Annotated in this window: 17 protein-coding genes; 5 read left to right on the forward strand and 12 right to left on the reverse strand. The window is 61.9% G+C overall.

The genetic code is table 11. From position 1 onward, the window contains the following. Positions 1-6 precede the first annotated feature (6 nt). Positions 7-2,721: an HTH-type transcriptional regulator MalT gene (gene malT, locus CYR32_RS08105; RefSeq protein WP_101823879.1), complete on the reverse strand. Its 2,715-nt coding sequence runs from the start codon at positions 2,719-2,721 to the stop codon at positions 7-9. Between the two features lie 340 nt (positions 2,722-3,061). On the opposite strand from malT, the gene malP reads away from it, so the two are divergent. Further along, positions 3,062-5,473 (forward strand): maltodextrin phosphorylase, encoded by a 2,412-nt coding sequence (malP, locus tag CYR32_RS08110; RefSeq protein WP_101823880.1) that lies wholly within the window; start codon positions 3,062-3,064, stop codon positions 5,471-5,473. Between the two features lie 9 nt (positions 5,474-5,482). After that, the gene (gene malQ, locus CYR32_RS08115; RefSeq protein WP_101823881.1) at positions 5,483-7,564 is read left to right on the forward strand and encodes a 4-alpha-glucanotransferase; all 2,082 of its coding nucleotides are present in this window, start codon (positions 5,483-5,485) and stop codon (positions 7,562-7,564) included. 91 nt (positions 7,565-7,655) lie between these two features. Here the strand turns inward: malQ and nfuA are convergent, their stop codons facing one another. Then, complete coding sequence (nfuA, locus tag CYR32_RS08120; RefSeq protein ID WP_101823882.1) at positions 7,656-8,231, reverse strand: Fe-S biogenesis protein NfuA; 576 nt, start codon at positions 8,229-8,231, stop codon at positions 7,656-7,658. A gap of 59 nt (positions 8,232-8,290) precedes the next feature. After that, the gene (gntX, locus tag CYR32_RS08125) at positions 8,291-8,971 is read right to left on the reverse strand and encodes a DNA utilization protein GntX (RefSeq protein ID WP_101823954.1); all 681 of its coding nucleotides are present in this window, start codon (positions 8,969-8,971) and stop codon (positions 8,291-8,293) included. 47 nt (positions 8,972-9,018) lie between these two features. On the opposite strand from gntX, the gene bioH reads away from it, so the two are divergent. From bioH to CYR32_RS08140, 3 genes are all read left to right on the forward strand, one after another. Beyond that, positions 9,019-9,789, forward strand: coding sequence for a pimeloyl-ACP methyl ester esterase BioH (gene bioH, locus CYR32_RS08130; protein ID WP_101823883.1), 771 nt, complete (start codon positions 9,019-9,021; stop codon positions 9,787-9,789). 330 nt (positions 9,790-10,119) lie between these two features. Further along, complete coding sequence (locus CYR32_RS08135) at positions 10,120-10,380, forward strand: YdgH/BhsA/McbA-like domain containing protein (protein ID WP_101823884.1); 261 nt, start codon at positions 10,120-10,122, stop codon at positions 10,378-10,380. A 156-nt stretch (positions 10,381-10,536) separates the two neighbouring features. After that, positions 10,537-11,565 (forward strand): LacI family DNA-binding transcriptional regulator, encoded by a 1,029-nt coding sequence (locus CYR32_RS08140; protein WP_101823885.1) that lies wholly within the window; start codon positions 10,537-10,539, stop codon positions 11,563-11,565. Positions 11,566-11,610: 45 nt separating this feature from the next. Here CYR32_RS08140 and CYR32_RS08145 read toward each other — a convergent pair whose 3' ends face one another. From CYR32_RS08145 to CYR32_RS08185, 9 genes are all read right to left on the reverse strand, one after another. Beyond that, a complete protein-coding gene (locus CYR32_RS08145) occupies positions 11,611-12,702 on the reverse strand; it encodes an ABC transporter ATP-binding protein (RefSeq protein WP_101823886.1) in 1,092 nt (363 codons plus the stop codon). Positions 12,703-12,704: 2 nt separating this feature from the next. Further along, positions 12,705-13,406 (reverse strand): beta-phosphoglucomutase, encoded by a 702-nt coding sequence (pgmB, locus tag CYR32_RS08150; RefSeq protein WP_420912824.1) that lies wholly within the window; start codon positions 13,404-13,406, stop codon positions 12,705-12,707. A 9-nt stretch (positions 13,407-13,415) separates the two neighbouring features. Continuing rightward, positions 13,416-15,662 carry a glycosyl hydrolase family 65 domain-containing protein gene (locus tag CYR32_RS08155; RefSeq protein ID WP_241523784.1) on the reverse strand — a complete coding sequence of 749 codons (2,247 nt, stop codon included), beginning with the start codon at positions 15,660-15,662 and terminating at the stop codon, positions 13,416-13,418. Next, on the reverse strand, positions 15,659-16,717 hold the full coding sequence (locus CYR32_RS08160; protein ID WP_101823887.1) for a Gfo/Idh/MocA family protein: 1,059 nt from the start codon (positions 16,715-16,717) through the stop codon (positions 15,659-15,661). The genes CYR32_RS08155 and CYR32_RS08160 overlap by 4 nt, the downstream gene beginning before the upstream one ends. A 14-nt stretch (positions 16,718-16,731) precedes the next feature. Beyond that, positions 16,732-17,523: a sugar phosphate isomerase/epimerase family protein gene (locus CYR32_RS08165; RefSeq protein ID WP_101823957.1), complete on the reverse strand. Its 792-nt coding sequence runs from the start codon at positions 17,521-17,523 to the stop codon at positions 16,732-16,734. Between the two features lie 30 nt (positions 17,524-17,553). Continuing rightward, the gene (locus tag CYR32_RS08170) at positions 17,554-18,606 is read right to left on the reverse strand and encodes a zinc-dependent alcohol dehydrogenase (protein ID WP_101823888.1); all 1,053 of its coding nucleotides are present in this window, start codon (positions 18,604-18,606) and stop codon (positions 17,554-17,556) included. A gap of 41 nt (positions 18,607-18,647) precedes the next feature. Beyond that, positions 18,648-19,493, reverse strand: a complete 846-nt coding sequence (locus CYR32_RS08175; protein WP_101823889.1) for a carbohydrate ABC transporter permease — start codon at positions 19,491-19,493, stop codon at positions 18,648-18,650. Next, on the reverse strand, positions 19,480-20,298 hold the full coding sequence (locus tag CYR32_RS08180) for a carbohydrate ABC transporter permease (RefSeq protein WP_420912825.1): 819 nt from the start codon (positions 20,296-20,298) through the stop codon (positions 19,480-19,482). Before CYR32_RS08180 ends, CYR32_RS08175 begins: the two co-directional genes overlap by 14 nt. Before the next feature lie 116 nt (positions 20,299-20,414). After that, positions 20,415-21,707, reverse strand: coding sequence for an ABC transporter substrate-binding protein (locus CYR32_RS08185; protein WP_101823891.1), 1,293 nt, complete (start codon positions 21,705-21,707; stop codon positions 20,415-20,417). Between the last annotated feature and the right edge of the window lie 14 nt (positions 21,708-21,721).

A 21,721-nucleotide genomic window follows, 5' to 3' on the forward strand; every position in this document is an offset into this window, starting at 1 on the left:
TTACCGTCAGGCGCTGTAGCCCATCAATTGCATCAGCCGCTGTGCCTGAACAACCGCCTCCTGGCGGTGGGTCACGCCCAGTTTTTGATACAGATTGCGGATATGGGTTTTGATGGTGGTGGCCGCCACATCCAGCTCACCCGCGATCTGGTCATTGCTGTAGCCGGAATAGATCAGGCCCAGCACCTGCCATTCGCGCTGGGTTAACGGGCTGGTGCGGATCAGCTCAGGCACATGGGGGTGGGTCAGCAATTTCAGCACGAAGCCTTCATCAAAATGCGCGAACTTGTGGCGATGGTGCTGGTTAATGTCACGCAGGATACGCTGCGCCCGGTGCTGCTCCAGCTCCGCCAGGGCGTTCAGCTGAATAAGCTGGCGTAATTGCTGGGCCATCAGTTCGCCCTCAATCACGAAGTGGCTGATAAAGCCGGTGCGGTTGGCGAGGGTCAGCGCTTCCATCAGCGCTTTCTGGGCATCGGCTTTGCGCTCACAGAGCCAGTAGAGCCGGTTGCTGAGCAACAGGTTGCGGTTGAGATCGCTGTAGAGCTTCAGGCGGCGGGCGTTGTCATTCAGCTCGTCCAGCACCACTTCCGCTTCGCTGAACTGGCCGAGCAGGATCTGCGTGCGGGCAATGTTGCGCCACTGCCCCTGCAAAAAGTGGTTATCCGCCATGCCCGGCTTCTCGGTATGGCGCAGCCAGTTGGCCGCGGCGGTGACGTCGTTGGTCATCTGCCAGTAGATCACCCGGGCTTTATCGGCGTTGGTCAGCCAGTCACGGTGATAGGCCCCGCCCAGCAACAGGGTTTCACACGCCTGGAGATGGCGGCTTGCGTTGTCGAGATCGCCCCGTGCCAGCGAGCATTTCGCCAGCATTGCCAGGCACTGTAACTGGTGCTGCGGCTGGTAGTTATTGAGCACTTCCAGGCCGCGGCGGGCCGCACCTTCCGCCTCGTCCAGGCGTGCCCACGACCAGAACAGCTGCGAGCGCAGGCGCAGCAGGAATTCGTGCATCGGTAACTGCTCCAGATGCTGCTCGCGCACCAGATCAAAGGCCTTGTCCTGGGTTTCGAAGGCGGCCTGTAAAAAGCCCTGGGCGATCAGGATTTCGCTCTGTTGCAGCAGCGCCCAGAGGGCATAGTGGCTGACGTCATGCCGCCGTGCCATCTGTTCGGTCTGCTGCATCATCGGCAGGGCGCGAGCCAGCTCACCTTTGCAGTGGTGCACCTCGCCGGTCACGGAGGTCGCCACGATGCGGCTGTAGTAACTCGACAGCGGGAGGTATTTCAGCGCCTCACCGGCGAGCTGTTCCGCCTCTTCCGGCTTGCCAGCGGTGATGGCCACCTGCGCCCGCAGGGCATTGAACTCAGCAATCAGGGTCTTATCGATCTCCTGCTGCTGCGCCTGCATCGTCTCGGCGGCGCGGTCCAGCAGGGTGTCGACTTCGGTATACCGGTGCTGGCTCTGCGCCAGCCAGGCCTGCAACAGCGCCAGTTTCGGGTTCTGCACCAGGCGCGGGTAGGGCAGCGCATTCAGGCACTGCTCAAGCAGGGTCAGTTCGCTCTGGTTGAACAGCATCCAGCCATGTTGCAGCAGGATGTCACGTAACATCTCAACGTCACCGGCGGCCAGGGCGTGATGGATCGCTTCCGCCGGGTAACCCAGCGCCAGCCAGCCTTCGGCGGCGCTGCGGTGGATGGCCGGCAGCTCCAGCGCCAGCTCCCACTGGCAGCGCTGGCGCAGGAAGGCGGCAAACAGCGGGTGGAAGCAGAACCATTCGCCGCTGTCATCCATGCGGTGAATAAACAGCCCCTGGCGCTCCAGCTCCTCCAGACGCTGCTGGCCGTAGTCCTCGCCGGTCAGCCGCACGATCAGCGCATCGTTCATGGAGCGCAGCACCGCACAGCGCAGCAGGAAGTGGCGGGTGTCACCGTCGATACGGTCGAGCACCTCATCCACCAGGTAGTCATTCAGGTGGCTGGCGTTCAGCCCCGCCAGCCGCTGGGCGGACTTCTGCGCTGACGCGCCGGACTGGCGGGCGGAGAGGGCGATCAGTTGCAGGGCAGTGGCCCAGCCTTCGACGTCATCACACAGGCGGCTGCTGTCACTCTGCTCCAGCGGGGCGTGGAGGCGGCAATCGAAGAACTGTTTCGCTTCCTGATGGGTGAAGGCCAGCTGGGTGCTGCCCAGCTCCAGCAACTGGTCACGCACCCGCAGGTTAGCGATGCCGAGCGGCGGCAGCGAGCGGGAGAGCAGCACCAGCGTCAGGTTCTCCGGCTGGTGGCGCAGGAAAAAGCGCATCGCCTCATGGATCTGTTCATTGGTGATCAGGTGGTAGTCATCAATCACCAGGTAGAGCGGCCGGTGCCACTCGCTGAGGTCGATAAACAGCTGGGAAAACAGCGCCGGGAGGCTGGCGTACTGGTGTTTCTGGCTCATTGCTTCGCTTTTGCTGCAATGGCCGCCGGTCGCCTGCTGGATCGCAGCAACCAGATAGTTCACAAAGCGCTCCGGCTGGTTATCACTCTCATCCAGTGAATACCATCCCAGCTCCGCGATGTCGGCTGCCCATTGGGCAACCAGCGTCGTTTTACCGTAGCCCGCCGGGCAGTTCACCAGCGCCAGGCGGTAATTGGCCGCACTGGCCAGTTTGGTCAACAGACGATCGCGCACCACAGTATTTTGCAGCCGTACCGGACGGCTGAGTTTTGAAGGGATTAGCATGAGGTTTCCATCTTCTCTGACAGCGGCGGAGGTGGTGTAAATGTAACCATCCATACACCATGATTATTTTACGGCACGTAATTAATCATTAGACGCTACGTTCGGCTAAGCCACTTTCTAATGCAATAACTGCCCGGTTTAAGGTGACGGTAAGTTGCAGTGGATCACACTTCACGGCTACGCCCTGCTCCTCCTCCCCAGCTAAGCGTCCGGCGGGATGATGCCGCGCTGCTGACTGCCCGGCAGGATAGCGGTAATTATTTTGCCGCCCTATTCACGTGTTCAACATTTAACGGGTTACCTCAACTAACCGGTTTAACTACAGGAACGAGACCTGCTTATGTCACAGCCCACATTCAACAAGGATGCCTTTTTAGCTGCGCTGTCGCGCCAGTGGCACCATTTCGGCCTGCGTACCGCTGAAGAGATGACGCCGCATCAGTGGTGGCAGGCGGTCAGCGCCGCGGTTGCTGAGCAACTGCCTGCCCAGCCGCAGCCGCAGCCGGAACCGGCCGGGCACGCACAGCGGCATGTGAACTACATCTCGATGGAGTTCCTGATTGGCCGCCTGACCGGCAACAACCTGATTAACCTGGGCTGGTATGACGACATCGCCGGTATCCTGAAGGGCTTTAACCTCTCGCTGACGGACATCCTTGAGCAAGAGGTAGACCCGGCGCTGGGCAATGGCGGGCTGGGGCGGCTGGCCGCCTGTTTCCTGGATTCTATGGCGACGTTGAGCCAGCCGGCCACCGGTTATGGGCTGAACTACCAGTACGGGCTGTTCCGCCAGCGCTTTGTTGACGGCAAGCAGCATGAGTCACCCGATAGCTGGCACCGTGAAAACTACCCGTGGTTTACCCATAATGCGGCGCAGGCGGTGGACGTCCGCATGGGCGGCAAACTGGAGAAGCAGGTGGACGGCAAAACCCTGTGGCGGCCGGCGTTTACCCTGCGCGGCGAAGCCTGGGACTTGCCGGTGGTGGGTTACCGTAACGGTGTCAGCCAGCCGCTGCGTCTGTGGGAAGCGACCCACCCGGAGCCGTTCGATCTCGGGAAATTCAACGACGGGGATTTCCTCCATGCTGAGCAGCGCGGCATCGACGCGGCCAAACTCACCAAGGTGCTCTACCCGAATGACAACCATCAGGCCGGTAAACGCCTGCGCCTGATGCAGCAATATTTCCAGTGTGCCTGCGCGGTGGCGGACATCCTGCGCCGCCACCATCTGGCGGGCCGTGCGCTGGCGGAGCTGCCCGATTACGAAGTGATCCAGCTCAACGACACCCACCCGACCATCGCCATCCCGGAGATGCTGCGCATCCTGCTGGATGAGCACCAGCTGGAGTGGGACGCCGCCTGGCAGATCACCAGCCGTACCTTCGCCTACACCAACCATACCCTGATGCCGGAGGCGCTGGAGTGCTGGGATGAAAAACTGGTGCGCAGCCTGCTGCCGCGCCACTTTGAGTTGATCAAACAGATCAACGCCAACTTCAGGAAGATCGTGAATAAACAGTGGCCGGGTGACGAGGCGCTGTGGGGCAAACTGGCGGTGCTGCATAACAAGCAGGTGCGCATGGCGAACCTCTGCGTGGTGGCAGGCTTTGCAGTGAACGGCGTGGCCGCACTGCACTCCGAGCTGGTGGTGAAAGATCTCTTCCCCGAGTACTACCAGCTGTGGCCGCAGAAATTCCATAACGTTACCAACGGCATCACCCCGCGCCGCTGGCTGAAACAGTGCAACCCGGCGCTGTCGGCGCTGATCGATGAGACGCTGGATGCGGAGTGGGTCACGCAGCTGGATGCGCTGAAAGGGCTGGAGCCTTACGCCGATGATGCAGGGTTCCGCGAGAAATTCCGCCAGATTAAACGCCGCAATAAAGAGGCGCTGGCCGCCTATGTGAAAGAGGTCACCGGCATCGTGATCAACCCGGAGGCGATTTTTGACATCCAGATCAAGCGCTTGCATGAATACAAACGCCAGCACCTGACGCTGCTGCACATCATCGCCCTTTATCAGGAGCTCCTGAGTAAAAAAGAGGCTGACCGGGTGCCGCGGGTGTTCCTGTTCGGGGCCAAGGCCGCGCCGGGCTACTACCTGGCGAAAAACATTATCTATGCGATCAACCAGGTGGCGGAGAAGATCAACAACGATCCGCGGGTGAAGGATCAACTGAAAGTGGTCTTCATCCCGGACTACAAAGTCTCGGTGGCGGAGCTGATGATCCCGGCGGCGGATGTCTCCGAGCAGGTCTCCACGGCGGGGAAAGAGGCGTCGGGCACCGGCAATATGAAGCTGGCCCTGAACGGCGCGCTGACGGTGGGCACGCTGGACGGTGCCAACGTGGAGATTGCAGAACAGGTGGGCGAGGACAATATCTTTATCTTCGGCAATACTGTTGAGCAGGTGAAAGCGCTGAAAGCCGGCGGCTATGACCCGCTGAAATGGCGTAAGAAAGATAAGAAACTCAATGCGGTGCTGAAGGCGCTGGAGAGCGGCGAGTTCAGCAACGGGGACAAACAGGCCTTTGAGATGTTGCTGAACAGCCTGCTGGGCGGCGGCGACCCCTACCTGGTGCTGGCGGATTTTGCCGCTTACCAGGAAGCGCAACAGAAGGTGGATGCGCTCTACCGCGACCCGGAAGCGTGGACGCGCAGCGCCATCCTGAACACCGCGCGGGTCGGCACCTTCAGCTCTGACCGCTCGATCCGGGATTATCAACAACGCATCTGGCAGGCAAAACGGTAAGGAGGCCGCATGGACGAGAAACAGATTGATCAGGCGGCGACGCTGGCGGGGATCTCCGCCAGTTTTATCAACGCTCACGGTAAACAACAGGCGATTTCGCCGCAAACCAAGGTGAAACTGCTGGCCGCGATGGGCCGCGACCAGGAGACGCCGCCGCCCGCCGGGCCGCTGCCGCCGGTAAAAGTCTTCACCCAGGGCCGGCCCATCTCCCTGCCGCTGAGCGGCAAAGGGGAGTTCAGCTGGGTGCTTGAGCAGGAGAACGGCACCCGCTCAGAGGGGCGCGCCGGGGGGCGTAAAACGCTGACCCTGCCGGGGCGGCTGCCCGCGGGTTATCACCAGCTTACGCTGGAGCAGAAAGGGCAACGCTGGGGCTGCCGCATTATCGTCGCCCCAAAACGCTGTTATGAGCCGGAAGCGCTGCTGACCGGCAAAAAACTCTGGGGTGCCTGTGTGCAGCTCTATAGCCTGCGCTCGGAGAAGAACTGGGGCATCGGGGATTTCGGCGACCTGCAACTGATGCTGGAAGAGACGGCAAAACGCGGCGGGGCCTTTATCGGCCTGAACCCGATTCATGCGCTCTACCCGGCGATGCCGGAGAGCGCCAGCCCTTACAGCCCTTCCTCGCGCCGCTGGCTGAATATTGTCTATATCGATGTGAACGGGGTGGATGAGTTCCGCCACAGCAAAGCGGCGCAGCGCTGGTGGCAGCAGGCAGAGACCCAGGCCGCGCTGGAGAAGGCGCGGGCGGCGGAGTGGGTGGACTATTCCGCCGTGACCGCCCTGAAACTCACGGCGCTGCGGCTGGCATTCCCGGCGTTTGAGGATTTGCCCGCCACCCACGCCCGCAAGCGCGCCTACCTGCACTTCGTGGAGCAACGGGGCAGCAGCCTGCGCCAGCAGGCCGCCTTTGATGCGCTGCATGAACAGCAGATCAAAGAGGACAGCGGCCGCTGGGGCTGGCCCGCCTGGCCGGAAGCCTACCGTGACGGCGTGGAGGCGGCAGAGGCGTTTTACCATTCTAACCGCGAAGACGTGGAGTTTTACCAGTGGTTGCAGTGGCTGGCCCATAGCCAGTTTGCCGCCTGTTATGCCCACAGCCAGGCGCTGGGGATGCCGATCGGCCTCTACCGTGATTTGGCCGTGGGCGTATCAGAGGGCGGGGCGGAAACCTGGTGTGACCGCGAGCTCTACTGTTTGCGCGCCTCGGTAGGCGCACCGCCGGATATTCTCGGCCCGCTCGGCCAGAACTGGGGCCTGCCGCCGATGGACCCGAACGTGATGCAGACGCGCGGTTACCAGCCGTTTATCGATCTGCTGCGCGCCAACATGACTGACTGCGGCGCACTGCGTATCGACCATGTGATGGCACTGCTGCGGCTGTGGTGGATACCCTACGGCGAAACCGCCGATCAGGGGGCCTATGTTCAGTACCCGGTAGATGACCTGCTGGCGATCCTGGCGCTGGAGAGCCAGCGCTACCGCTGTATGGTGATCGGCGAAGACCTCGGCACCGTGCCGGTGGAGATTGTCGCCCGCCTGCGCGACAGCGGCGTCTACTCCTACAAAGTGCTCTATTTCGAGCGCGATCGCGACAACATCTACCGCGCGCCGCAGTCCTACCCGGTGCAGGCGATGGCCACCATCACCACTCACGATCTGCCGACCCTGCGCGGGTTCTGGGAGAGTGACGATCTGACGCTCGGCCAGAAGCTGGGGCTCTACCCGGACAAAGAGGTGTTTGCCGGGCTACAGGAGGACAGGGATGACGCCCGCCAGGGGCTGCTGAACAGCCTGCACCAGTATGGCTGTGTGCCGAAAAAGCTGGGGCACCGCGCCTCGATGATGGCGATGACGCCGACGCTGAACCGCGGCCTGCAACGCTATATCGCTGACAGCGCCAGCGCATTACTGGGGTTACAGCCGGAGGACTGGCTGAACATGAAGATGCCGGTGAACATTCCGGGCACCACCGACCAGTACCCCAACTGGCGGCGCAAGCTGGCGGTGACGCTGGAAGCGATGTTTGCGGACCCGCACGTCAACCGGCTTCTGAAGGATCTGGATAAGCGCCGCCGCAAGGTGTCGGTGTAAAGCCGCCTGCCGGCTGCAACAAAAAGGGCACCCCACGGGGTGCCCTTTTTTATCGCCTGTTTACCGGAACGCGCCGGGCAGCAGGGAAAACTTAGTAGTAGGAGTGCTCGCCGCGCTGGTGCTCGGTGAGGTCACGTACCCCTTTCAGCTCCGGGAAGTTGGCCAGCAGCTCTTTTTCGATGCCGTCTTTCAGCGTGACATCAATCATCGAGCAGCCGTTACAACCGCCGCCGAACTGCAGGATAGCGTAGCCGTCATCGGTGATCTCCATCAGCGTCACGCGGCCGCCGTGGCCGGCCAGCTGCGGGTTGATCTTGGATTGCAGCTCATACTCCACGCGCTCCATCAGCGGGGCGTCATCCGAGACTTTACGCATTTTGGCGTTCGGGGCTTTCAGCGTCAGCTGGGAGCCGAGCTGATCCGTCACAAAGTCGATTTCGGCATCTTCCAGATAGGGGGCGCTCAGCTCGTCCACGTAGGCGGAGATCTGGTCAAATTTCAATTCGGTGTCGCTGGCTTCTACCGCATCCGGCGGGCAGTAAGAGACGCCGCACTCGGCGGTCGGCGTGCCTGGGTTAATCACGAATACGCGGATCTGAGTGCCTTCTTCCTGGCTTGCCAGCAATTTGGCAAAGTGCGCTTGGGCTGCATCGGTAATACGAATCATAGCATTCACTCAATAGTTGACTTCTCTAGTAGGTTATAATACGCCCAATGGTGGCATCACTACAAGGTGCGGCACAGGCACCAGATTTGAATCGACGCCACACCCGCACGATTGAGCAACGCGCAAATCTCCGCCACGGTATTCCCGGTGGTGACCACATCATCCAGCAGCGCCACATGGCAACCGGCCAGATCCTGCCGGCAGTAAAAAGCACCGTGCAGGTTGTGCCGCCGCCGCGCCGCCGTGAGCGTGCGCTGTGCCGGGGTGGCGCGGGTGCGTTGCAGCGTGTCCTGCCGGTAGCCGCAGCCCAGCCAGCGCGCCAGCGGGGCGGCCAGCAGGTCGCTCTGGTTATAGCCGCGCCGCCACTGCCGGTGCCGGTGCAGCGGCACGCTGATCAGCTGCTGCGGCCGTACCACCCGCCCCTGGCGGTAGGCTTCCAGCCAGCGCAACAGCAGCAGGCGCGCCAGCACCGGGGCCAGCTCCGGCGTATGGCTGAACTTCAGCTGATGCACCAGGGTGCTGAGCGGCGGGCGGAAATCGGTCACGGAGACCAGCGCCTGCCAGGGCGGCGGCTGTTGCAGGCAGCGGCCGCAGGGCTGGCCGGGTGAGGCGGAGGGCAGGCCGCAGCGCGGGCAGGCGGGGGCGGCCGTGAGGTGCCGCAGGCAGTAGCAGCAGATGCCGTGGCGGCTGAGGTGCAGCGGCATCCGGCATAGCCAACACAGGCCGCCGATTGTTAGCATACTCATCTTGGCTTCCTTGCAGAGATACAAAAACAGGACAATAACCTATGACGGAGCTTTACTGGCAGACAATGGGCGAAGGCGATCGCGATCTTGTGCTGCTTCACGGATGGGGGTTGAACGCCGACGTCTGGCAGCAGGCCGCGCTGCGACTTGCGCCGCATTTCCGGCTGCATCTGGTGGACCTGCCCGGCTACGGGCGCAGCCGGGGGTTCGGCGCGATGACGCTGAAAGAGATGGCCGACCGGGTGCGGGAAAATGCGCCGCCGCGCGCCCACTGGCTCGGCTGGTCGCTGGGCGGGCTGGTCGCCAGCCAGATTGCGCTGGATGCCCCGGCGCAGGTGGCCTCCCTGATTACCGTGGCCTCCTCCCCCTGCTTTGCGGCGCAGGAGGACTGGCCGGGCATCCGCCCTGAGGTGTTACAGGGCTTCCAGCACCAGCTGAGTGAGGATTTCCAGCGCACGGTAGAGCGTTTCCTGGCGCTGCAAACCCTGGGCACCGAGAGCGCCCGGCGTGACGCCCGGCTGCTGAAGGCGGTGGTGCTTGAACAGCCGATGCCGGGGGCGGACGTGCTGAACGGCGGGCTGGAGATCCTGCGGCAGGCTGACCTGCGTGAGCCGCTGCGCGCCCTGACGCTGCCGTTTTTGCGCATTTATGGCCGCCTCGATGGGCTGGTGCCGCGCAAAATCGTGCCGCAACTGGACGAGGCGTGGCCGCACTCCACCTCTGTGGTGCTGGAGAAAGCGGCCCACGCGCTTTTCGTCTCCCACCCTGAAGCCTTTACCCAGGCGTTACTGGATTTCCTGGCCGGTAAATAACCGGGTGTGCAGGGTGGGCTGCGGGTAATTTGCTGTTTATGAACCCTATTTACGGGCAGGAATGTAAGTTTTTTGACCACCTCAGTGGATAAATCGGCAATCTGCTTAATACTTAGGAAGGTAATTGACCGGGGTAAGGTGAACATGGCTGATGGGCGCGCAACAGCCGCCATGCTCACCCGAAGGGAATATTTCTGGGCGGAACGACGCCGGAGTTCATTCGCATAAGGATGATGCTGTCTCCCTCGTGTTCGTTTCCTGCTTATCTTGACTGCTTTCTTAAACACTAATCATTCTACGAGAGGTAAGGTCATGAAATTTGCATCTGCGATGAAAGCTTCAGTGATGACGGCCACGGTACTGGCCGGGGTGATCTCCTTTGGCGCGCTGGCCGCGCAGGAGATCTCCAAAGAAGAAGCCACCAAATATGAAAAAGTCGGCACCGTCAGCACCACGGCTGAAACCACCTCGCCGATGGACGCCAAACAGGAGCTGTCCAAACTGGCGGATGAGAAAGGCGGCAAATATTTTGTGGTGATCGCCGGCCGTGAACACGGCAAAGTCAGCGCGATTGCGGAAGTCTATAAATAACCCCAGCCTGTAAAGATCGCCGGGCGCCGTCAGGCGCCTTTTCTTTTTTTCCTCCCGCCTTCTTGCGCCGCCGCGCCCTCTGCCGGATTACATCTTCCCCTGTTACGGTATAATTACGCCCGGATTTTCCTCACGTTGACGCGGAGATGCGCAGTAGTGACAGCAACGATTTATGACATCGCACGGATGGCCGGGGTCTCCAAATCGACCGTGTCTCGTGTACTGAACAACCAGCCCAATATTTCCCCTGAGGCGCGCGACCGGGTGTTGCAGGCGATCGACACCCTCAATTACCAGCCGAGCAAGCTGGCGCGGGCGCTGACCTCCTCCGGCTTTGACGCCATTATGGTGATCTCCACCCGCCCGACCCGCAGCACCCTGGGCAACCCCTTCTTTGCCGAGATTGTCCACGCCATCGCCTCCCGGGCGGAAGAGGAGGGGTTTGACGTGATTTTGCAGACCTCCCGCGACAGTGACGACGACCTGCGGAAATGTCTGGTGAAAATCAAAGAGAAGATGGTGAAAGGGATCATCATGCTCAGCTCCCCGGCGGATGAGGCCTTTTTCGCCCAGCTCGACAGCTACACCATCCCGGTGGTGGTGATTGGCCGGGTCGAGGGGCAGTACCGGCACATCTTCTCCGTGGATACGGACAACGTGCATGACAGCTACCGCATGACGCGCGCCCTGATTGAGCAGGGGCACCGGGCAATCGCCTGCCTGCACGCCTCGCTGGATTTCCACGTCTCGATTGACCGGCTGGCCGGTTACCGGCAGGCGATGGCGGAAGCGGGGTTGCCGGTCGACCCGGACTGGATTGTGGATGGCGGCAACAGCGTGGAAGAGGGCTACCAGGCGGCCTGCCGGTTGCTGGCGCTGCCCGTGTTGCCGGGCGCGGTGCTGGCGACCGACGCCCTGAAAATCCTCAGCCTCTACCGGGCGGCGCAGGAGCGCGGGTGCAGCATCCCGGAACAGCTCTCGGTGATGGGCTTCAGTAATACCAGTATTTCGCCGCTGTTGACGCCGCCGCTGAGCGGCATTGACGTGCCCACCGCCCAGCTCGGCTGGCAGGGCGGTGACCTGCTGTTTGCGCGCATCGCCGGGCGCGGGCCCAGCCAGATGCACACCCTGGTCAACACCGAAATCCGTTACGCCCGCTCAACGGCACCGCCGGCCAACCCATAAAAAAAGGGAGGGCCACTGGCCCTCCCTGTGCAACGCGCCCGGCGTTTACGCCCGCGTCGGGATCACCTGTTCCGTCTCGCTGTCGAAGAAGTGGGCGTGGTCCATATCCAGCCGCAGCCCCAGATGCGCCCCGGCGCGGATGTCACACTGCGCATCAGTGCGTACCACCAGTTCATGCCCGCCAATCTGGCAATAGAGCATAAATTCCGCCCCGGTCAGCTCCGCCACTGAGACGCTGGCCTCGATCTGCTGCTCGCCCGGCTGCGCCAGCTGGATAGACTCAGGGCGGATGCCCAGGATCAGCGGCTGGCGCTGATACCCCGCCGCGTTGAGTTTTTCCAGCGCGGTCGCCGGGATCGGGATATGCAGGCTCTCGGTGGCAAAGTACCCGCCATCCAGCGCCCCGCGGATGAAGTTCATCGCCGGGGAGCCGATAAACCCGGCGACAAACATATTGCATGGCCGGTTGTAGATGGTTTTCGGGCTGCCGACCTGCTGCACAATGCCGTCTTTCATCACCACGATCCGCGTCGCCATCGTCATGGCTTCGGTCTGGTCATGAGTGACGTAGATCATGGTGGTGTCGAGCTTCTGGTGCAGCTTGCTGATCTCCGCCCGCATCTGCACGCGCAGTTTGGCGTCGAGGTTGGAGAGCGGCTCATCCATCAGGAAGACTTTGGCATCCCGCACGATGGCGCGGCCCAGCGCGACGCGCTGGCGCTGGCCGCCGGAGAGCGCGCTCGGGCGGCGTTGCAGCAGCTCTTTCAGGCCGAGGATCTGTGCGGCATAGGCCACGCGCCGTTCAATCTCCGCCTTGTCCACGTTCATCAGCTTCAGGGCGAACGCCATGTTGTCATACACCGACATATGCGGATAGAGCGCGTAGTTCTGGAACACCATCGCAATGCCGCGGTTCTTGGCCGCCACATCGTTCATACGCTGGCCGTCGATCAGCAGATCGCCGTCGCTGATCTCCTCCAGCCCGGCGATCATCCGCAGGGTGGTGGATTTCCCGCAGCCCGAGGGGCCGACAAACACGATGAACTCTTTGTCTTCAATCTCCAGGCAAAAGTCTTTCACCACGTGGACATTGTTGGGGTAAATCTTCTGAATGTGCTGTAAAGAAATCTGGGCCATGCTCAGCTCCTGGTGATAGGTGTGGGGCAGGCTTGTGCCGCCTGCCAGTGGGCCAGCAGATCTGGCCAGGCCAGCTCCCCGGTGTGGTTCAGCCGGTAGTGCGCCCCGGTCAGCGTTGCGCCAATCCCCACCGAGTACATGCCGCTGGCGTTGATCGCCGCGATCCCGGCCTGGGCGTCCTCAATGCCGATCGCCTGCGCGGGCGTGACCCCCAGCCCGCGGCAGGCGGTCAGGAAGATCTCCGGGTGCGGCTTGGAGTGGGTTAAGGCGCGGGCGTCGGCGCAAAAATCGAACCAGTGGCTTAATTCCAGTGACGCCAGCACCTGCGGCGCATTCTCCGACACCGACGCCAGGCCGATGCGGCACCCGGCGTCGCGCAGGGCGGCCAGCAGCGGTGCAATGCCGGGCAGAATGTCGGCCGGGCTGAGGTTCGCCAGCAGTTGCCGGTAGAGATCGTTTTTCTCCGCCATAAATTGCTGACGCTGTGCCGGGGAATAGGCACCCGCCTGGTTGCCATGCTGCAAAATGCACGTCAGGGAATCGGCGCGGTTCACCCCTTTTAACTGCTCGTTAAAGGCGCGATCGATGCGGATACCGAGTTTCTGCGCCAACTGCTGCCAGGCGAGGAAGTGAAATTCGGCGGTGTCGGTGATCACGCCATCCAGATCAAACACTACCGCCTGCGGTAAAGGCTTCATTGCCATCGTGCGTCCTTAATGAAGTGCCAGCACCAGCCGGCGGGTGAATGTGTGCAACGTGCCGTGGACACGCAGGCTCAGCGGGGCATCATTCGCTTTTTCAACCTGCACCTGCTGGTGGCTGACCGTGACCTGCAGCCGCTCACCGCGCCAGCAGAGCGGGAAGCGCAGGGTTTTCCAGTGCGGCGGCAGGCGCGGCGCGAGCGCCAGTTCACCTTCCTGATAGGTCAGCCCGGCAAAGCCCATGATCGCCCCAAGCCAGATTGCCCCGGTGGCGGCGGCATGAATGCCGTCATCACAGCTGTGCGGTTCCGGCCCCAGGTCGATCGCCATCGCTTCGCGGTAGAGCGGCCAGGCCAGCTCCGCCAGGCCGTTGCGGCAGGCGACAATCGCGTAGATCGCCTTGCTCAGCGACGAATCGTGGATGGTGCGCGGCAGGTAGTAATCCAGGTTGGCGCGCTGCACCTCCGGGCTGAACAGTGACGGCAGCAGGAAGAACAGCATGATCAGGTCGGCCTGCTTGAGGATCTGCATCTCGTTGACTTCCGCCCGCGAGTAGTCGAGCAGGATCGCCTGCGTCCCGGCCTGCGCCTGATAGCGCGTCAGGTCAATGGTGGGTTTGCTGAGGAAGCTGTCATCCTGCGGGATCACCTGCTGGTCATTGGGCTGCGGCAACACGCAGCGCGCCAGGAAATCCCGCGCGCGGGCGGTGAATGCCGCATGCTCCGGCGTGTCAGGCAGGTAGTGCAGCGCCTGCGACACGTTGTAGTGCGCCAGATAGTTGGTGTAGGCGTTGTTGTTGACGTGCTCGGTGTATTCGTCGGGGCCGATCACATCGTGCAGCTCCAGCCGCCCGTTGACCTCAGTAGTGCGGCTCAGCCAGAACAGCGCGCACGCTTTCAGCAGCGCCTGCGCCTCATTGGCCTGAAATGCGCGGTCGCCGGTGGCCTGAAGGTAACCCACGGTGGCGTAGGCGATGTCCGCCACCAGATGGTGCTCGGCCAGCGCCGAGGCCACCGGCTGGCGCAGCCCGGTGCGGATGTTGATCAGGCCGAAGGCCGGGGTCTCCTCCTCACCGGTGAAGGCGCTCTCCCACGGGAACAGCGCCCCCTCATAGCCGCAGCGCGCCGCTTTCTGCTCTGCCTGCGGGATGCGCCGGCAGCGGTAGCGCAGCAGCGACCGCGCCGTCTCCGGGCGGGTCAGCAGGTGGTAGGGCAGGATAAAAATGTCCGTATCCCAGAAGACGTGGCCCTTATAGCCTTCACCGGTCAGCCCTTTGGCCGCCACGCTGCACCGCGCGTCATGGGCCGGGGTCATCGCGGCCAGATGATAGGCGGACATGTCCAGCGCCAGCTGGTCGAACGGGTCGCCGGAGTCTACCTCCACCCGCGCCTGCGGCCATGTGCGTTGCCACTGTTGCAGGCTGGCGGCGCGCAGCGCGGCGTAACCGGCGTCAACATGGGGGGCCAGTTGCGCGAGGCACTGTTCGCCCCAGTTTTCCGGCTCCGGGTCACCCGGCAGGCAGGCGTCTACCCAGCTGATTTTCTCCAGCGTTACCGGCTCGCCTACCCGCAGGGTGGTACTGAACTGCTGGTTCAGGCGGCGGTTTTTCGCGGCGAAACTGATACGCGCCTCCTCAGCGGAGAGGCGGCAGCGGCTGGTGATCATCAGCGCCATGTCATTTTCCGGCGTGCGGTAGCAGCCTTGCAGCGTGTGCGCGTGCATTACGCGCACGCTCGCCTCCGTCAGGTGCTGGCGGCCGCTGTTGGTCTGCGTGGCATCGATGCCGGTGGTCAGGCGCAGCGGCATCTCCTGGTCCAGCGCCGTCAGGGTCAGGGTCGCGGCCACCAGTTGCCGCGGCGCACGTGCCACAAACCGCGCGCTTTTCAGGCTGACGCGCCCGCCTTCTGGTGACTGCCAGATCAGCTCACGGCAGAGCTCACCCAGTTCCGGGTGAAATTCGCGCCGGTAAGCGAGCAGCCTGCCTGCCAGCAGGGAAAAAGGCGTGTTGCCCAGCTCAATGTGGCAGCCGGTGATGTCCGGCAGGTTCACCAGCTCGGTGACCTCGTCGGGCGTGGCGCGGTGGTAGAACCCGGCCACAAACATGCCGCGCACCTGATCGGTGTAGGCCTCTTCGTGGCCGCCGCGGATGCCGAGATAACCGTTGCCGCAGGTCATCAGCGTGGCGTATTTATTCAGCTGGTGCGGGCTGAAGCCCGGCTCACACAGCACAGAGAACGGGGCGGAAGGGGAGGTCATCATAATGTCACGCTCTCACCCTGTTCTGCGGCCTGATAGATCGCCGCCACCAGTTGCTGGATGCGGTAACCCTGACGGCCGTCGGCCACCTCCGCGCCCAGCCCCATCACCCGGTCAACAAAGGCTTTCATGCTGTTGTGGTGGCGCTGGCTGTCCGCCTCCTGACGCTGGTAGAGCGTCAGCAGCTTGCCGCCATCATCGGTGTAGATGTGCGCCGGGAACAGGGTCGCCCCGGCATCGGCCCCGCAGAACTGCACGTTCATCACCGACTCTTCCGGGATGTTAAGCGCAAACGAGGTCTCCAGCCGCAGGATGCCGCCGCCCGCCAGCTCCAGCGTGGCAAACAGCGAATCCTCCACCGTGTACTTTTCCGGCTGCCAGTCACCGAACAGGCCGCGGCTTTTACGGTTGCCGATTTTGCAGAACTGATGGGCGCTGACGCGCGTAACGGCCGGGAAGCCCAGCACATACATCGCCGCGTCCAGCATATGGATGCCGATGTCGATCAGCGGCCCGCCGCCCTGCTGCGCCTTGTCGATAAATACGCCCCAGCCCGGTACGCCGCAGCGGCGCAGGGCGCGGGCCTGGGTGACGTAAACCTCGCCCAGTTCACCGGCTGCCACTTTGCGCCGCAGAATCTGACAATCCTCAGCGAAGCGGTGGTGGAAATCGTAAGCCAGCACCTTCCCGGCGCGCTCGGCGGCCTCAGCCATCGCCAGCGCTTCGTTGGGGGTCATCGCCGGCGGCTTTTCGCACATCACGTGGCAGCCGTGCTGTAACGCCTGAAGCACCTGGGCCGAGTGGAAACGGTTGGGCGAACAGATGCTGACCAGATCCGGCTGTTCAAGGCGGTACATCTCGCCTGCGTCGGTGTAGGCGCGGGCGATGTTATTGCGGGCGGCGAAGGCGTCAGCGCGTTCGGCCTCTTTGTCCACCACCGCCACCAGCGTGACGTCGCGGCGGGTGGCGTAGTAAGCGGCGTGCACCTTCTCCGCCACCTGGCCCGCACCAATAATCGCGACCCGCAAGGGCCGCGATGCGTAAGCAGTAAACTCCATGTTTTTCCTGCCGATTAGCGCAAGGCGCGCAGAGAGTCGAGGGAATCCTGATAGGCTTTGGCCGGGTCGGCCGCCCGCACGCGGCATTCGTAAACCACGTAGCCGTCATAACCATCCTGTTTCAGCTGGTTGAAGTGGCGGGCGAAGTCCAGCGAGCCGCTGCCCGGCTGGTAGCGGTGGTTATCCGCGATATGGACATGGCCCAGCAGATCACGCTGCTGGTGCAGCGCGGCGCTGATGTCATCTTCCTCAATGTTCATGTGGTAGAAGTCAGCGATGATCCGGGTGTGGCGGAGCTGGTTCTCTTCGATATAGCCGCGCGCGTCAGCCAGCAGGTTGATCATGTGATCCTGATAGCGGTTCAGCGGCTCCAGGAAGAGTGTCGTGCCGGTTTCGGCGGCGATGTTGTCGAGGAATTTCAGCGAGCTGCTCACGGCCAGCCGGTCACCGGCCACGCTGCGCGGCGAGGTCATCGGCGGCAGGCGATAGGTGAACATGCCCCAGGCGGCCGGCACCACGATGCCTTTCCCGCCGACTTCGGCCAGCGCCCGCAGGATGGCAGCAATCTGTTGCAGGCCGTTCAGGCGGCGCTCTTCAATAAAATCCCCGATCCAGCCGTCATAACCGCCGCAGGCGCTGACCACCGGCAGGCCGGTTTCGGCAATCGCCGCTTTGACTGCCGCCAGGTTATTCACCAGCAGCTTGCCGTCGATTTCAAAGCCATCAAACCCCATGTTTTTGATGTAATGGAACTTCTCCAGAATCCCTTCCGGGAAGAACGCCTGATTTTGGGTACCGATTTTCATCTGCATATATCCTGTTAAGTCAAAAGGGAATCAGAAGGTCACGCCCATCTTGATGCTGAGTTCCGGGTGCTGATCGACAAAGCGCATGTAGCTTTCGGCGCTGTCGCTGAACGCCACCACCGGGTCGATCAGGTCACGGCAGTCGAGGTAGCCGTTCATCAGCAGTTGCCAGCAGCTGTCTTCGATGCGTTTGCGGTTCCAGCGCGGGTAATCCGGGTTCGGTTCGCTGCAGGCGCGGGAGAAGACGATGCGCGCATTGTTGAAGTGCGCCTCGCGGCCGAGGTTGAAGCCTTCCGGGAAAGGTTTGGCGAAGGCGACGTAGGAGATGGTGCCGCCGTAGGCCAGCCCGCGCAGGGAGGCTTGCAACGCCTGGGCATTGCCGCTGGTTTCGATGATCACGTCTGCGCCGCGTTTGTCGGTGAGGCGTTTGATCTCCAGACCCAGATCGCAGGTGGTCGGGTCGAGGGCCACATCCGCGCCATGTTTGCAGGCGATCTCGCCACGGTGGGCCAGCGGATCGACGCCAATCACCAGCGCCGTACCGGCCCCTTTCGCCAGCTGCACCGCGATCTGGCCGATTGCGCCCAGGCCGATGACCACCACCACGTCGCCCACGCGCACGTTGCCGTCACGCACGCCGCTCATGGCGAACTGCGCCGGGTCATAGCAGACGGCGTTTTGCCAGGCGGCCCCTTCCGGCATGTGGCGCAGTTTGTAGTTGTCCACGCCGTTGACGATCACCGTCTCCTGCAGCGGCCCATAGGTGCAGACGCGGTCACCCAGCTGGTATTGCGTCACCTGGTCGCCTTTCTCCTCGACGGTGCCGACCACCATGTTGCCCAGGGTAAAGTTGCCGAACTCAATGCCGCGCGGCTCGCCTTCCGCCCGCGGCACAAACAGGTTCCATTCGCTGGAGAAAGCCTCATCGATAAACGGGCTGACGCCACGGAAATCCACCACTTCGGTGCCGTGCTTCGGTGCGCCGAACTGCACCCGGATGCGGACTTCATGGGCCTGCAACGGGCGATCCTGATACTCCACCAGGGCGGCCACACGCGGTGCCACGGCGACTAACTTTTTCATGCTTGTTCCTCTTACTCGTTCACAACAGGGGAAGGGCGGCGTCAGCCTTTGACGCCGCCATCAGTGAGATTGCCTTTGATGAATTTTTCCGACAGCGCATACATCGCCACTACCGGCAATGCCGTGACCAGCGAGGCGGCCATCATGCGGCCCCAGATGTAGTCAGGGGTGCTGAACAGGGCGTTGAGGCCCACCGGCAGGGTGAAGTGCTTCGCGTCGGACAGGAAAATCGAGGCGAACAGGTAGTCATTCCACGCCACCATGAAGCAGTAGACGAACACGGAAATGATGCCGGAGATCGCCAGCGGCACGGTGATGTAGAAGATGATTTGCAGCCGGTTGAGGCCGTCCATCATCGCCGCTTCCTCGATGTCTTTCGGGATGGTGTCGAAGTAGCTTTTCAGCATAAAAATGGCGGTCGGCAGGGTCTGCACCACCATGGTGATCACCAGCGCGGTCAGGGTGTCATACAGCCCCAGCGACGAGATGATCTTGAACAGCGGCACCACCAGCAAAATGCCGGAGAACATATAGACCGTGTAAAAACTGGTGTTGATGGTGATTCTTCCCTTGAAGCGCAGCCGCGACAGGGCATAGGCCCCGAGAATGCCGAGCAGCACCGCAATGCCGGAGGCGATCAGCGACACGCTCAGGCTGTTTTTGAAGTAGGCCATAAACGGGAAGATCGCTGGGTTGAAGATGTCCGCGTAGTGCTGCCACGTCCAGTTTTCCGGCCACAGCGTCGGGTGCAGGGAGATCGCCTCTTTACTGCTTTTGAACGAGGTCATCAGCATGATGAAGAAGGGGAACAGCACCACCGCGAGAAACGCGATCAACGCCAGGTAGAACCCGCCCCGGCGCAGCAGGGAACGTTTAGTTGTTGCCATGAGGAGTCACCCGTTTTCTCGCGAGGAGGATCACAATGAAAATAATGCCGAACAGCACCACGGAGAGCGCCGCCGCTTTGCCCAGGTCGTTGAGCGCAAAGGCGGTTTTGTAGAGGTAGACGCCCAGGATGTTGACCTTGTTGGTCAGCAGGTAGACGTCGGCAAACATGTAGAACATCCAGATCGCCCGCAGGATGATCACCGTTGCCAGCACCGGCATGATCGCCGGCAGGGTGATCATGCGGAATTTCTGCCACAGGTTGGCGCCGTCCATTTCCGCCGCCTCATACAGCGATTTGTCGATGGTCTGCAAAATCGCCAGGAAGGAGATGAAGGCGTAGGGGAAGTAGCGCCAGATGGCGAACAGCACCACCAGCGCAAAGCTGCTGCCGGGGTTGTCAAACCAGAGCGGCGCGCGGTCGAACAGGTGCAGCAGGTCGCCGCCGACCCAGTTGACGATGCCGTAGCCGCTGTTGAACATATATTTCCAGGCGAACACCAGCGAGATAGAGGGCGTCACGTAGGAGAGGATCACCAGCGAGCGCGCGGTTTTGCGGAAGCGGAACTCCCGGTTGAAGAACAGCGCGACCCCCAGCCCGACGCCGGTGCTGCCGAGCACCACCAGCGCGGTGTACCAGAAGGTGACCCACAGGGAGTGGTAGAACCCCGGGTCGCTGAGGATGCTCAGGTAGTTTTCCAGCCCGACAAACCGGTCGGACAGGCGCGGGTTGAGCGGCAACTGTAAGAAGCTCAGTTGCAGGTTGGCGATCATCGGGTAGACCACCAGCAGCGCGAGCAAAATCATGCTCGGTGCCAGCAGGTACCAGGCGAAGGCCGTATCGGTTTTTAACCGTTTCCCCAGGCTCAGGCGTTTTGCCGGAAGCAGGGAAGGTTGACTCGCACGCTTCATCAAATCCTCACTCAGCGTTTCTGGACAAGGCTGGCAACCCGGCCCTGGGTTTGCGACAGCGTGGCAGACACCTCTTTGTTGCCGACCGTCACGGCGTTCACCATTTCGCTTAAGGCTGCGGAACCGGTGATGTCGCCCATGCTGGTGAAGTTCTTCTCACCTACCGAGCCGAACACCTGGACGTTGGCGAACTGCTGCACCAGCTCCATTGAGAGCGGGCCGAAGGCTTTCACTACCGGGTTGTTCTGCCAGTCGCTGTTGCTGGTCACCAGTTTGGTGAGCGGCAGGGCAGCCCCCGGCGACATCAGCACCCAGCGGGTGGCGTTGTCAGACTGCTCCATAAAGGTGACGAATTTTTTGGCCGCCTCGCGCTGCGCGTCCGTCAGCCCGGCGGTGATGGTGAGGGAGGTGATGGTGCCGTAGACCGCCTGGGATTTCTCCGCCGGTACGGCAAAGCCGATGTCCTCTGCAAAGCCTTCGTTGTAAATCGCCGGCAGGATATAGGTGGAGTAGACGGCCATCGGCACGGTGCCGTTCATAAAGGCGTCTTTGATCTCCATGATGTCGTTGGAGCCGGGCAGGGTGGTTTTCGCCAGTTGCTGATAGAAACTGAGCGCCTGCTGCATCTCAGGGGTATCGATGGTGATCGCGCCGTTGGCGTCAAACACGTTGGCCCCGTTGGAGAGGGCAAACTGCGAGAAGGATTGCTCCGTCATCACGCTCTCGGCGGTCGGCAGGCCGATGCCGTACTTTTTCTGTTCAGGCTGGGTAAAGGCGCGCGTTACGGTGAGCAGCTGCTGCCAGTTTTGCGGTTCGCTGAAACCGGCATTCTCCAGCACCTGTTTGCGGTACCAGATGCCCTGGATCCAGCCGCTGATCGGCACGCCGGTGGCGCTGGTGCCGTCTTCGGTTTTGACGATGCGCAGCACGCCGTCATAGAAGTTTTCCGCCCCGATGCCTTGGATGACGTCATTGACTGCCCCGCGGTCGAGCAGTTGTTCTTTGTCCATGACTTTGGCGTAGTCGTGGCTGGTTTCAATCACTGCCGGCAGCGCGCCGCTGCGCGCCAGGGTGATCACTTTGGTGTTGTAGGCATCCTCTTCTACCGGCACCGGTTTGATGTGCATCCCTGGGTTTTGCTGCTCAAATTTCTTGATCAGATCGTTAATTACCGCCTGCCGTTCCTGCTCGACCGAAGAGTGCATAAATTCGATCGTCACAGATTCTGCTTTTTTATCGTCACAGCCGGTTAAAGCCAGCGCACCGAGCAAGGCAGAAATAAGAAGGGTATATTTCTTATTCATGATAATTTCCTGTT

Origin of the sequence: Chimaeribacter coloradensis (assembly GCF_002858715.1) — a bacterium.
GTDB classification, from domain to species: domain Bacteria; phylum Pseudomonadota; class Gammaproteobacteria; order Enterobacterales; family Enterobacteriaceae; genus Chimaeribacter; species Chimaeribacter coloradensis.

Bases quoted from the DNA above. Each gene is read 5' to 3' on its own strand.
- malT (WP_101823879.1), bottom strand. From the start codon at position 2,721: ATGCTAATCCCTTCAAAACTCAGCCGTCCGGTACGGCTGCAAAATACT.
- malP (WP_101823880.1), top strand. From the start codon at position 3,062: ATGTCACAGCCCACATTCAACAAGGATGCCTTTTTAGCTGCGCTGTCG.
- malQ (WP_101823881.1), top strand. From the start codon at position 5,483: ATGGACGAGAAACAGATTGATCAGGCGGCGACGCTGGCGGGGATCTCC.
- nfuA (WP_101823882.1), bottom strand. From the start codon at position 8,231: ATGATTCGTATTACCGATGCAGCCCAAGCGCACTTTGCCAAATTGCTG.
- gntX (WP_101823954.1), bottom strand. From the start codon at position 8,971: ATGCTAACAATCGGCGGCCTGTGTTGGCTATGCCGGATGCCGCTGCAC.
- bioH (WP_101823883.1), top strand. From the start codon at position 9,019: ATGACGGAGCTTTACTGGCAGACAATGGGCGAAGGCGATCGCGATCTT.
- CYR32_RS08135 (WP_101823884.1), top strand. From the start codon at position 10,120: ATGAAAGCTTCAGTGATGACGGCCACGGTACTGGCCGGGGTGATCTCC.
- CYR32_RS08145 (WP_101823886.1), bottom strand. From the start codon at position 12,702: ATGGCCCAGATTTCTTTACAGCACATTCAGAAGATTTACCCCAACAAT.
- pgmB (WP_420912824.1), bottom strand. From the start codon at position 13,406: ATGGCAATGAAGCCTTTACCGCAGGCGGTAGTGTTTGATCTGGATGGC.
- CYR32_RS08155 (WP_241523784.1), bottom strand. From the start codon at position 15,662: ATGATGACCTCCCCTTCCGCCCCGTTCTCTGTGCTGTGTGAGCCGGGC.
- CYR32_RS08160 (WP_101823887.1), bottom strand. From the start codon at position 16,717: ATGGAGTTTACTGCTTACGCATCGCGGCCCTTGCGGGTCGCGATTATT.
- CYR32_RS08165 (WP_101823957.1), bottom strand. From the start codon at position 17,523: ATGAAAATCGGTACCCAAAATCAGGCGTTCTTCCCGGAAGGGATTCTG.
- CYR32_RS08170 (WP_101823888.1), bottom strand. From the start codon at position 18,606: ATGAAAAAGTTAGTCGCCGTGGCACCGCGTGTGGCCGCCCTGGTGGAG.
- CYR32_RS08175 (WP_101823889.1), bottom strand. From the start codon at position 19,493: ATGGCAACAACTAAACGTTCCCTGCTGCGCCGGGGCGGGTTCTACCTG.
- CYR32_RS08180 (WP_420912825.1), bottom strand. From the start codon at position 20,298: ATGATTTTGCTCGCGCTGCTGGTGGTCTACCCGATGATCGCCAACCTG.
- CYR32_RS08185 (WP_101823891.1), bottom strand. From the start codon at position 21,707: ATGAATAAGAAATATACCCTTCTTATTTCTGCCTTGCTCGGTGCGCTG.